The organism is uncultured Dokdonia sp., from assembly GCF_947492535.1.
Classification (GTDB): domain Bacteria; phylum Bacteroidota; class Bacteroidia; order Flavobacteriales; family Flavobacteriaceae; genus Dokdonia.
Window position 1 is genome coordinate 25,213 of record NZ_CANLNH010000022.1, and the last position, 12,383, is coordinate 37,595.

General features: G+C 34.6%; 14 protein-coding genes. 8 read left to right on the forward strand and 6 right to left on the reverse strand.

The annotated features are described in order from the left end of the window. Positions 1-12 precede the first annotated feature (12 nt). Both Q1A60_RS20085 and Q1A60_RS20090 read right to left on the reverse strand, forming a co-directional pair. Positions 13-660 carry an SIMPL domain-containing protein gene (locus Q1A60_RS20085; protein WP_299769088.1) on the reverse strand — a complete coding sequence of 216 codons (648 nt, stop codon included), beginning with the start codon at positions 658-660 and terminating at the stop codon, positions 13-15. Between the two features lie 52 nt (positions 661-712). Further along, positions 713-1,360 (reverse strand): rhomboid family intramembrane serine protease, encoded by a 648-nt coding sequence (locus tag Q1A60_RS20090; RefSeq protein WP_299769090.1) that lies wholly within the window; start codon positions 1,358-1,360, stop codon positions 713-715. Positions 1,361-1,426: 66 nt separating this feature from the next. Between Q1A60_RS20090 and Q1A60_RS20095 the strand changes: the two genes are divergently transcribed. Beyond that, positions 1,427-2,332 (forward strand): lysophospholipid acyltransferase family protein, encoded by a 906-nt coding sequence (locus tag Q1A60_RS20095; protein WP_299769093.1) that lies wholly within the window; start codon positions 1,427-1,429, stop codon positions 2,330-2,332. Here Q1A60_RS20095 and Q1A60_RS20100 read toward each other — a convergent pair. The 3 genes from Q1A60_RS20100 to Q1A60_RS20110 form a co-directional block, all read right to left on the reverse strand. Next, the gene (locus Q1A60_RS20100) at positions 2,329-2,691 is read right to left on the reverse strand and encodes a GldM family protein (protein ID WP_299769096.1); all 363 of its coding nucleotides are present in this window, start codon (positions 2,689-2,691) and stop codon (positions 2,329-2,331) included. The genes Q1A60_RS20095 and Q1A60_RS20100 overlap by 4 nt on opposite strands. Before the next feature lie 144 nt (positions 2,692-2,835). After that, on the reverse strand, positions 2,836-4,224 hold the full coding sequence (gene glmM, locus Q1A60_RS20105; RefSeq protein WP_299769099.1) for a phosphoglucosamine mutase: 1,389 nt from the start codon (positions 4,222-4,224) through the stop codon (positions 2,836-2,838). A gap of 162 nt (positions 4,225-4,386) precedes the next feature. After that, positions 4,387-4,872 (reverse strand): hypothetical protein, encoded by a 486-nt coding sequence (locus Q1A60_RS20110; RefSeq protein ID WP_299769102.1) that lies wholly within the window; start codon positions 4,870-4,872, stop codon positions 4,387-4,389. Between the two features lie 219 nt (positions 4,873-5,091). Between Q1A60_RS20110 and Q1A60_RS20115 the strand changes: the two genes are divergently transcribed. The 6 genes from Q1A60_RS20115 (at position 5,092) to ggt (ending at position 11,169) form a co-directional block, all read left to right on the forward strand. Next, positions 5,092-5,676 (forward strand): acyl carrier protein phosphodiesterase, encoded by a 585-nt coding sequence (locus Q1A60_RS20115; protein ID WP_299769104.1) that lies wholly within the window; start codon positions 5,092-5,094, stop codon positions 5,674-5,676. A 1-nt stretch (position 5,677) separates the two neighbouring features. Then, positions 5,678-6,214, forward strand: coding sequence for a metal-dependent hydrolase (locus Q1A60_RS20120; protein ID WP_299769107.1), 537 nt, complete (start codon positions 5,678-5,680; stop codon positions 6,212-6,214). Between the two features lie 437 nt (positions 6,215-6,651). Beyond that, on the forward strand, positions 6,652-7,509 hold the full coding sequence (locus Q1A60_RS20125; protein ID WP_299769110.1) for a hypothetical protein: 858 nt from the start codon (positions 6,652-6,654) through the stop codon (positions 7,507-7,509). A 78-nt stretch (positions 7,510-7,587) separates the two neighbouring features. Beyond that, positions 7,588-8,400, forward strand: coding sequence for a hypothetical protein (locus Q1A60_RS20130; protein WP_299769112.1), 813 nt, complete (start codon positions 7,588-7,590; stop codon positions 8,398-8,400). A 21-nt stretch (positions 8,401-8,421) separates the two neighbouring features. After that, a complete protein-coding gene (locus Q1A60_RS20135; protein ID WP_299769114.1) occupies positions 8,422-9,261 on the forward strand; it encodes a hypothetical protein in 840 nt (279 codons plus the stop codon). Positions 9,262-9,462: 201 nt separating this feature from the next. Continuing rightward, positions 9,463-11,169: a gamma-glutamyltransferase gene (ggt, locus tag Q1A60_RS20140; protein ID WP_299769117.1), complete on the forward strand. Its 1,707-nt coding sequence runs from the start codon at positions 9,463-9,465 to the stop codon at positions 11,167-11,169. A 2-nt stretch (positions 11,170-11,171) separates the two neighbouring features. Here ggt and Q1A60_RS20145 read toward each other — a convergent pair whose 3' ends face one another. Next, a complete protein-coding gene (locus Q1A60_RS20145; RefSeq protein ID WP_300008357.1) occupies positions 11,172-11,540 on the reverse strand; it encodes a hypothetical protein in 369 nt (122 codons plus the stop codon). Between the two features lie 98 nt (positions 11,541-11,638). Here Q1A60_RS20145 and Q1A60_RS20150 point away from each other — a divergent pair, with 98 nt between their 5' ends. Then, a complete protein-coding gene (locus Q1A60_RS20150; protein ID WP_299769123.1) occupies positions 11,639-12,310 on the forward strand; it encodes a DNA alkylation repair protein in 672 nt (223 codons plus the stop codon). Positions 12,311-12,383: the final 73 nt, after the last annotated feature.

Sequence of the window (12,383 nt, forward strand, 5' to 3'; positions counted from 1 at the left end):
AAGAAAACAATATTACTTCAGCTCAAAACTAGCCGAGATACTTACAACAATAGATAGTTCTCCTGGAGCAATAGTTTCACCTCCTCCATCAGAAGAGGCTTCCATGGCAAAGCTAGCATTCCTTAATTGTGGCCTTGGCACATTTGCAGAAGCTTCGCTTATTTGTACCGCCTTCCCTATAGATTGTCCTATTGCCTTAGCATATGTTTCTGCTCGTTGTTTAGCATCAAGTATCGCTTTTACGCGAGCTTCAGATCGTAACGTCGCTGCTTTAGAAGATTTAAATTGTACACCATCTATTCGGTTAATTCCTGAATTTAATAATCCAGAGATAATAGCCTCGTATTGATTAATATCTTTTAGACGTACTGTAAGCGATTGATTTGCTTTATACGAATAGGTCTTGCTATTGTAATCGTAATTCTTATTCAGATTAATATACTCTGTTTGTACATCTGTATCTTTTAATCCTTGAGATCGTAAAAATTTGATAACAGTGTTGATAGATGCATCATTCTCATTTTTTACAGCGACAGCATCTTTCCCTTCACTTTCAACACGTACTTTTATATCAACCTGATCTGGTGTTACCTTAACGATTCCTTTTCCAGTTACATGAACAAGGGGTTCTATGGTTTGTGTTTGTGCTGTAAGACTCATAGTGCATAATAGTATAAAGAAGTATATCAATTTCATAAGGAATCGATTAGAATTAAATTTTACCTAATTTAATCATTACAAATAAGATAACAATAGGAATGGCTAGTAAAATCACCATGAGTGTATTGGTTTGTAATAAACTAGGTACCATTAATAATGTAATAAGATATCCGCCTACTGCTCCTCCAAAATGAGCATCATGACCAATATTATCATTCTGAGCTCTCATTCCATAAATAGAATATAAAAGGTATCCAATACCAAAAACATAGGCAGGCATAGGAATCACAAAAAAGAGTCCTAACATCATATCTGGATTGAGCAAAATAGCAGCATATAACACACCAGAAACAGCACCACTCGCACCTAAAGCCGAATAATGATACTCATCTTTATGAAAATAATAAGACAGCAAGTTTCCTATAAGTAAACTTCCTAGGTAAACAACCACAAATTGAAAAACACCTAACCTATATATAACAGGATTTGCAAAGAAATACAACGTAAGCATATTTACAAAAAGATGTGGAGGATTTGCATGTAAGAAAGCAGAACTTATCATACGTACTTGCTCACCTCTACGTATCGCACCTATTTGAAATAAATATTTATTTTTAAAACTATAATCATTAAAACCCTTCATAGAGAAGAGTACATTCATAGCAATAATAGCTATAGTTACAGGATGTAAATCCGCCATAATTAATTCTTATTACGTAGTAAAGATACCTATATTTGCGGTATCATATTATAACATTTTTTCTAAATGCAAGCGATCGCCTACTGGCTAATATACCCTTTACTTTGGATGTTATCAAAATTACCATTCAACGTATTATACGTTATTTCTGATATGGTGTATATTCTTATATACCGCATTATTGGGTATCGTAAAAAAACGGTTCGTTATAACCTTATAACGGCATTTCCAGAAAAATCATCTCAAGAATTAAAACAAATAGAAAAAAAGTTCTATCGTCATTTATGTGATTTGTTTATCGAAATGATTAAAACCCTTAGTATTTCTGAACAACAACTTAGAGCCAGAATGACGTATACAAACATAGAATTGGTACAAAACTATGAAGCAAGAGATCAAAGCGCTATTGTTATATTAGGCCATTTTGCTAGTTATGAATGGTCATTTGCAATACAGCTGCACGTAAAAAATACCGGACATGGAATCTATAAAAAGATTAAAAACCCATATTTTGATGGTTTAGCTAGACGTATACGAGGGAGATGGAATACAGAACTTATAGCCAATAAGTTTGCGGCAAAACGTATGACAAAAAATCAAAAAGATGGCATTGTAAGCATGTATGGCTTTGTGGCAGATCAATCTCCAAGATTAGCAAAATCACATTATTGGACACATTTTTTAGGACATGATCTTCCTTTTTTTACAGGTGTTGAACGTATTTCAAAAGAACTAGATTTACCTATCGTTTACCTTAAAGTTAGAAAAACAAAGCGTGGCCATTATGAAGGCACTTTTATAGAACTAGCCAAAAATCCTAAAGAGATTCCTGATTATGAGATTACAGACGCTTTTGCAAAAACACTAGATTCTCAAATACGAGAAGCCCCTCAGTATTACTTATGGACACATAAACGTTTTAAACTTCTTGGTAGAAAACAACAATCTGCTGGTAAAGATAAAACTGATTAAGGTGTAGTTGTTAATCTAAAAAGAAGTGGTGGATTCCTTTTTGCTCCTTTCTCCTTAGAGGAAGCATCTTTAATATCAAATACTTGAATTTGTGTTCCTTTTTTAGAAGACTTCAATCGCGCTAAGGCTTCATCATTAAGTGTATTTCCTTTTACTAAAATCGTTGGATATCCTGGAAATTTTATTTTAAAATTTGTTGTGGCTTTATCTCCATCTTCATTAATAACAAAGTTAGCAAGTGCTTCTTTAGAAACTGTAATACTAGGATCACTAGATTTCTTTTTTGTCGATTGTGCATATGAACTTGTAACTGTAAAGCATATAACTAAGAGAAGTACTACTATTTTCTTAAGATTCATAATAAGATGGTTTTAGTGAAATTACATTGATTTATACAATAAAAACCTATAAATCAATAAAATATTGTCTATCCTATAACCAATACACAAAAGAAAACCCTTCTTATCTCAATAAGAAGGGTTTTTGTAAAAAATCAAGCTAGCTTATAAACCCGCTACTTCTTTAATTTCTTCAATCATCGCATCTGCTACGCGAGTAGCCTCTTCTTGAGTACCTGCTTCTGTATAGATACGTATGATAGGTTCTGTATTTGATTTACGAAGGTGTACCCAATGATGTTCAAAATCAATTTTTACACCATCTATCGTACTAATATCTTCATGAGCATATTTGGTAGCCATCGTTGCTAATAATCCATCAACATCTAATTCTGGCGTCAGTTGAATTTTTTGCTTACTCATAAAATATGGAGGATAACTCGCTTTAAGTTCGCTTACTGTCATATTTCCTTTAGCAAGATGCGTTAAAAATAATGCAGTTCCTACCAGACTATCACGTCCATAATGAGAAGCAGGATAGATAATACCACCGTTTCCTTCTCCTCCTATCACCGCATTAGTATCTTTCATAAGTTGTACAACATTCACCTCTCCTACCGCACTAGCATGATACGTACCTCCATGCTTATGAGTAATGTCTCTAAGTGCACGAGAAGACGATAAATTAGATACCGTATTTCCTTTGGTCTCACTCAATACATAATCTGCACAAGCGACCAGTGTATATTCTTCTCCAAACATCTCTCCTGTTTCATCTATAAATGCAAGACGATCTACATCAGGATCTACTACAATTCCGAAGTCAGCTTTTTCCTTTACAACAAGGGTACAGATATCACCTAAGTGTTCTTTAAGCGGTTCTGGATTATGAGGGAAATGTCCATTAGGTTCACAGTATAACTCTACAGGAATAACTCCTAATCGATCCAAAAGTCGAGGAATTGCAATCCCTCCCGTTGAATTCACACCATCTACGACTACTTTAAATTTAGCTGCTTTAATCGCATCTACATCTACCAATTCTAAATCAAGAATCTCATCGATATGTAAATCGATATAGGCATCGTTTATAGTAATTTTTCCAAGGTCATCAACTTCTGCGAAAGTAAAATCTTCATTCTCGGCATACCTTAAAATTTTCTCTCCTTCTATTCCATTCAAAAATTCTCCTTTGCTATTTAGGAGTTTTAGTGCATTCCATTGTTTTGGATTATGAGACGCTGTTAGAATAATTCCTCCATCGGCATGTTCCATAGGTACCGCTACTTCTACAGTAGGTGTTGTAGAAAGACCTAAGTCTATAACATGAATACCCATGCCTATCAAAGTATTCATTACCAATTCCTGAATCATAGCTCCAGAAATACGAGCATCACGACCTACCACAACACGATAGGTTTCTTTATTGCGATCATTTTTAAGCCAAGCGCCATAAGCAGCTGCAAACTTCACAGCGTCTATAGGTGTCAAGTTATCACCTGTAGTTCCGCCTATAGTCCCTCGTATACCAGAAATGGATTTTATTAATGTCATAGATATGTTATTTGTTAAGTTGTATTATTTATTGGGGACTGCAAAAATAAGAAAAGACAACCGACTTTTTAGACTGCCTAGTATTATGATATCATTTTGTAAAAAATAAAAAGATCGTGGTATACACGATCTTTTTATAAATACTATTTAAATATAAGCTATCTACCTAGGAATTTCTCCAGTAGTTGTTCTGTGACACTCTTTGGCTAGCTCTGTACATTTTGTACAATATTCTCCTCTAGGGACACACCCTCCTCCAGAAGCACAAGAGCTAGACGTACAAACAGTAGAACCTGTTGTTCTAAATCCTCTTTCAGAATCTATGATAAGCGCTATAGTAGATACAAAACTATCATTACTATAAATACGTAAATATTCTTTTCCGTCAATAATCTCTATTTTGTACGATTCTGGCACAAGATCAAGCTCTTGCTTTTCTACAAATGTCTTTGCAGCTTTCATAATAGAAGCATCAGATACTAATAATTGAAAAGAATCTCCATTTCCCTCACCAATAATACTATTCGTAAAATCATTCTCAAATTTGAATACTAAATCACTTGTTGAAGTTTCAAAAGTTTCATTCTCAGTTTCACATGATGTGAATAAAAAGGTTATAGCTATAACAGCTAATAATAGTTTTTTCATAAGTAATTAATTTAAGTTTTACACAAGAAATTTCTTGTATTTATACAGTAAAACTATCGTTACTTTTTAGCATACAGAATAGTAAATACAAACATGTAAAGAACGATTTCAAAAACGTGAATATAGATTTCAAAAGCGCCACTTATTTATAATTCCATTATCTAGCTATAGTCTTTAATAAACTTTTTCATTTCATATTTAACCAGTAACTTCACAACAATGAATTTTTTAGCACATATTTACCTTTCTGGAGAGGATGATTTAGTTACTATTGGCAACTTTATGGCCGATGGTATTAAAGGGAAAAAATACTTAAAATATCCAGAAGGTATTCAGAAAGGAATTCTTATTCATAGATGGATAGATAGTTATACAGATAGCCATCATATCACAAAACAAAGTACAAAACGATTACATGCTAAATATGGTCACTACAGTGGTGTGATTGTAGATATTTTATATGATCACTTTCTAGCAAAAAACTGGCATCAGTATCACAATCAACCGCTAGAGGAATATGTAAATGACTTCTATACACTTCTCAAAGACAATCACGATCTCCTTACTACAAGGATTCAAAAAATGATGATTCCTATGATGGAGCAAAACTGGCTCCTAAGTTATGCTACATTAGAAGGAATTGAAACGGTACTCTACAATATGAATATTCGTATTAAAAAAAGAGTCCCTATGGATGAAGCTATTCAGGATTTAAAAGAACATTATGAAGCTTTTGAAAAAGAGTTCACTGCTTTCTTTGAAGAATTGCAAGCATTTATAGCTATCAAAATGAAAGAATTATAGTATGGCATCTGCATTTGGTCACGCATTTGCTGCCATTGCATTAGGGACAAGTGTCCCTAAAACATACAGAAGTGTAAAATTCTGGATACTAGCAACAATATGTTCTATTCTTCCTGATGCAGATGTTATAGGATTTTCATTGGGAATTCCCTATGAATCTTTTTGGGGACATCGCGGTTTTAGTCATTCGCTACTTGCGGCACTTATTATTGGTGTACTAATCACACTCATTTTTTATAGCACTACCTTATTTTCTAGAAAAGGAATACTACTTATTCTCTTTTTCACACTCGCAACCGCCTCGCATGCAGTATTAGATGCCATGACTACAGGAGGTTTAGGAGTCGCCTTCTTCTCTCCTTGGGAAGATACTCGTCATTTTTTCGATTGGAGACCTATCCAAGTTTCGCCTATCGGTATTGAAAACTTTTTTAGTGCTTGGGGTTTACGAGTCATTCTCAGCGAACTCATCTACATTTTCATTCCTGGGACGATATATATACTTATATTATATATCATTCGTAGGCAAAAGAAATAGCTTTTATACGCTTTCGCGAAAGCGTATACAGATTTTATAAAATTTACAACAATAAATTAACATATTAAGACACAACCATTTTATAACTTTTGAGTCTTATTAATATAGCTACTTATATTATTGAAAGCAGTCTGAATAGTGTGGTGCTTATACAGACTGCTTTTATAATTATACTTCCATTATATTCCTTCCATTTATTTTTTTGTCAGCTACATTACATTTCTGAACGAATGCCGTTTACAAAAGCGCATTCACAACACATTTATAAAATATTAACAATCAATACCTTAAACTCTCATTTTGAAAAAATTGTAAGTAACTCATTTACGCATCGACCATTTTTACAATTAAAATTGCTATTGATTATTTATTGATTTTAGATAAAGATAACTTCCAAAAAAAGTTTTCCTTTTAACCCTCGAAAGACACCCCAAGTCATGAGAAAAGTAAAGACATTGTTCGTAGGAGTATATATACTTCTAACCTATACAATACAAGCCCAAGTTGGTATAAATACAACAACACCTGATCCAAGTTCTATTTTAGACATCGTTGATGATCATAAAGGAATTTTAATTCCTAGAGTCTCTTTACAAGGAAAAAATGATGTCACTACCATACGTTTACAACCCGATGAAACAAGACCTGCTACAGGATTATTAGTATACAATCTGTCGGACGCAGGAACAGGAGATGATAGAATTGCTACTGGGTTTTATTATTACAATAACGATACATGGGTACGACTTCATGATGAAGGTTTTAGTTTACAGTATGATCAAACTGAAGAAATTCAAGCTTCTAGTAATGCAACTACATACATAGCCATTCCTGGCCTAGACACAGGCGTACTAAGACTACCCTATGCTGGTATTTATAAAGTTTCGGGAACAGGTTTTTATTCTCCAGGTGCACATACAGCAGATAATAATGGTAATGGAAATGGAAACGGAAATAGTAATGGAGATGGTGTAGGTATTGCCTCATTAGCCTTAGAAATGGAAGTAAACGGTTCTTCTTCTATTGTAAAAGAACGTTTTGTATCTGCCCTATCATTGGACCTAGGAAATAATAATCGATTTGATAGTGTGGGTCAACAAGTATCATATTCATTTTCATTTGAAGCTAGCCCCGATGAAGAGTATCGATTTATTGTAAAAGGCCGTGAGTGGAATGCAGTCAATACCGAAGAAGAAGGCATCTTTGGTAAAGACACCGACGGATTCACCCGCTCAAATGGACAAAATGATGCCTATAGAGGTTCTCTAATCATCTCATTAACAAGACAATTTTAAATCAAGCATAACATCCCTATTAATATATTATAATACAACATCTTATTTTTTAACAAGATCATTCTAAATCCCCAAATCATGAATAAATTGTTACTATCCGTACTACTCCTATGCTCTTTTTTTCAAATAACATATAGCCAAGTAGGAATTAATACAGACCAAGTTGACCCAAGTGCTATTTTTGAAGTAAAAGCAACAGACAAAGGAATTCTCACCCCTAGAGTAGCCCTAGAAGCTATAGACAATATAGACAGCCCTATTACAAATCCAGCACCAGGCTTATTTATTTTTAACACCGCAACTTCTGTGCCTGAAGCTGCGATTGCAACAGCTGTATCACCAGGTTTTTACTACTTTGACGGAACCATATGGCAACGTATTTTTAATAACGGATTTGCATTAGAATTTAAGCAAACTGCAGAATTGATGGGTGTAGTTACCTCTGAAGGACTTCCTATACCAGGACTAGATACCGGTGACTTTAGTGTCCCTTTTAAAGGTACCTATCAAATAAAAGTAACAAGTTATTATACAGCCGGTGATCCCATTAATGAAACAGATGCAGCATGTCAAGGAGACTTTAGACTCTACCGTGTGGAAAATGATAACACAAACACCTTTTTAGAAATGGCATATGTCACCTCAGAGTCAAAATACCTGGAAAATGCTGTAGGAGAATTTAATAATCTAGGAAATCAATACACACTAATTCACAATATAGATTTAGACGCAAATACAAATTATAGATTTTTGGTAGCAGGAAGTCAGTGGATTTGTCATAATACCAACATAAGTTATTTTGGTAAAGAAACCGATGAATTTACGGGATCAAATGGTATCATAGAAGGACAATATGGCGAAATGACAATCACTTTAGTAGAACAAAAATAAGCATCCTAAACCCCATATAAGATGACATACTTACAACAATCAATACTCTATATTTTACTATCCTTTTTAGCATTCCAGACTGCAACCATACAAGCACAAGTAGCTATCGGAACAACACAACTAGACGCAGGAGCTATATTTCAAGTAGACAGCAATGATAAAGGTGTTTTAATCCCTAGAATTAGTTTGACCTCTAATACAGATGTTACTACTATTGAAAACCCAGCCGAAGGCCTCACCATATATAATATAGCGACAGTAAATAATTCGACAAATTCTATAACACCCGGACTCTATTATTGGAATGGTGTACAATGGAGTCGTTTATTATCAAGAGGATATAGTCGACAATTTATTCAAGAGTCGCAAAATTTAATCAACACTACAAGTGATGTACCTATCAACGGATTAAACCAAACGATAGAAGTTCCATTTTCGGGTATTTACAGAGTGATTGTTACTTCTTATTTTGGTCTAGCTCCAGTAGCAAATCCAAATATCTCTGATGACAATGTTGCATTAGCGTCTGTACGTCTTGAGGTAGATGGAGGTACGATAGACGAAAAATTAATCCCTGCATTTTCAAAATTTGTAGATGATACTGCTACCGGTGGTGATGGCTCTATTAATTTCTTTGCCTTATCTAGACAAGTAGTTATCACAAAAGATATCGAATTAATCGCTGGTCAAAGTTATAATTTCAATGTCATTAGTCGTTTATGGGATTGGACAAATGTAACTCCTGCTATAGGCGCTTTTGCCTATTTTGGGTTAGATACCTCATTATATGAAAGAAATCCTGGACTTACAGACGAAGCTTCTAGAACAAAAATGACAATTAATTTAGTGAGACAATATTAAGAGAAACTATTGTCATAGAAGATTTTATTAATGGTGCTTAATAATTTTTAAAACATTCTTTATATACATTAATTGTTTATGAATGAAATAGTATACCCTCTAAAAACCATTTTTAGAGGGTTCTTTTTTTAATCCTCTTTTCTATCTTGGTAAGAATCCCTATTTTTAAAAAGTGAAGAAACTAAATCGCTCACTTTAATTATGAAATACACCATCGCATCCCTTTACACCCTTCTATTCCTTATTACAAGCTGTAAAACAGAAACCTCTCAAGAAAAAAGAGAGATCAAACGCGGACTCATTACTCAAAAAGCCATGGTGGTTTCGGCTCGTGAAGAAGCGTCTAAGATTGGATCTATGATTATGGAACAAGGCGGTAACGCTTTTGATGCTATGGTTGCTACCGAAATGGCACTTGCGGTTACGTATCCATATGCTGGAAATCTTGGTGGAGGTGGTTTTATGGTATATCGCACCCATGATGGTACCGTAGGAGCCCTCGACTATCGTGAAAAAGCACCTGGTGCAGCCGATAAGGATATGTATCTGGATGAAGAAGGAAATGTCATACCAAACCTTAGCACTGAAGGTGCTATGGCTGTAGGCGTACCAGGAACTATTTCAGGCATTTTTGCAGCCCATGAAAAGTTTGGTACCATGCCTATCTCAACACTACTACAACCTGTCGTAGATCTTGCAAGAAACGGATATGTTGTTACAGAAAAACAAGCAGGACGTTTTGAAAAATATAGCGAAGTATTTAACCGTGTGAATGAAGATAGTACGATGCTGTATAGCACCGCTTTCGCGAAAGCGGAAACAGTAAAAAACCCTGCATTAGCAGCAACTTTAGAACGCATTATCGCCAACGGTAAAGCTGAGTTTTATGGCGGTGAAACGGGACAGAAAATGGTCGAATACCTACAAAGCAAAGGAGGTATTATGACCGTAGATGACCTAAAAGCATACGAAGCACAATGGCGTACACCCGTCACCTTTGCATATGACAACCTTAAGATTATTTCTATGAGTCCGCCGTCTAGTGGAGGCGTTTGTCTTGCACAAATTATGGAAATGATAGAACCCTATGATGTATCCCAATACGGACATAATTCAGAAAAAGCCATCCAAGTGATTACTGAAGCAGAACGTCGTGCCTATGCCGATCGAAGTTTTTATTTAGGTGATCCTGATTTTGTAGATATTCCCATTGAAACCTTAATTTCTGATGCATACAGTAAAAACAGAATGGATACCTTCTCTTGGGATAAAGCTACGCCTTCAAGTGAAGTAAATCATAGTGAATTACCTGGTTATGAAAGTATGGAAACCACCCACTACTCTATCGTAGATCAATTTGGGAATGCAATTGCAGTCACTACAACACTTAATGGCGCATTTGGCTCTAAATTATATGTAGATGAACTCGGTTTCTTTTTAAATAATGAAATGGATGACTTCTCTTCAAAACCTGGTGTACCCAATATGTTTGGCCTTTTGGGAGCCAAAGCCAATGAGATTGCCCCTGGAAAACGGATGTTGTCTAGTATGACACCAACGCTCGTAGAAAAAGATGGTGAGTTCTGGATGACTGTAGGGACTCCTGGAGGATCTACCATCATCACATCGGTATTACAAACCATTTTAAACGTTCACGAATTTGAAATGGGAATGCAAGAAGCGGTAAATGCTCCACGCTTTCACCACCAATGGTTACCAGATGTGATCATGTTTGAACCTAATAGCTTTGATAAAACACTTCTGGAGAATCTAAAAACCAAAGGGTATTTCCCAAATGAAGAAGTTTCTCCAGTAATTGGAAAGGTAGATGGTATTCTTGTCCTACCCGACGGCACATTAGAAGGAGGCGCCGATCGCCGAGGGGATGATACTGCTGTTGGGTTTTAAGTTTAGACCTCGGTTAGTAAACGTATATTTTCTACATATATATCAATGGTAGGTTTTACTTCAAAAACCTCTCCATCTTCCCATACGATATAATAAAGATTATATGTTTTTTTTAGTTTAGAAGAACGATATTCATAGGTATAAGTAACGTTATATTTTTGTCCTTTACGTTTTATTTTTTTGTGATTAGAAAGTTCTTTTTTCCCTTTTATGTTTTTTGACTTTACAGTTACATAAAATAAATAGTCATCAGTAGATGTAAGCATGGTAACACCATCTTTCAACAAAAATTCTGAAGTGTCTATTGGAACAGAGCATTTAGTAATTTTTACAGTCTGAGACTTATCCTTATCAGGTAGGCCAAACGACACAAATATAATTGCTAAAATTGGTACTAATATTTTAATTTTTATAAACATTATTTTCTTTTATATATTTTTAATAAATATACATCTTAATTAAATACAGTATGAATTTCGTTCCTGATCTCATAGGACAACTCAAAGTAATAGCAAATGCAACAGGTGCTCTAGAGATGAAGATTTATATGAGAAATCGGTATTCTTTTTTTGGTGTCAAAGCTCCTGAACGTAAAGCTATTCTAAAAGAAATCATTAACACGTACAAACCTCAATTAGATCGACTAATAGTTATTCAAATTGTAAAAGAATTATATAAGCAACCAGAGCGCGAACTCCATTACTGTGCTGTCGAACTCACGACTCGATTTCTCAAAAAGAAATTCTACAAAGAAGACATCGCTTTTATCAAACACCTTATCATCACACATTCTTGGTGGGATACTGTAGACATGATTTCCAAACATCACTTAGGAAGTTATTTAAAATTATATCCAGAAGAAACGACAAACATTATTCAAAACTTTAGTAATGCTGATCACCTATGGTTAAATAGAAGTGCTATTCTCTTTCAATTAGAGTATAAAGAAGAAACAAACGCTAAACTCCTCTTTCAATTATGTATTAAGCATAAAGATACTGGTGAATTTTTCATCAATAAAGCCATTGGTTGGGCATTACGAGAATACGGAAAGACAAACCCTCAAGCAGTGATTGCATTTGTCTCTAAAAACTGTCTTGCACCTTTAAGTGAACAAGAGGCTATTAGAAAGCTTCAGTAAAACATATAACATTATACAATTCAGCTTATTACAACAATTTACCTTACGAGGTATAAGTTTTTCTTGTCATTTC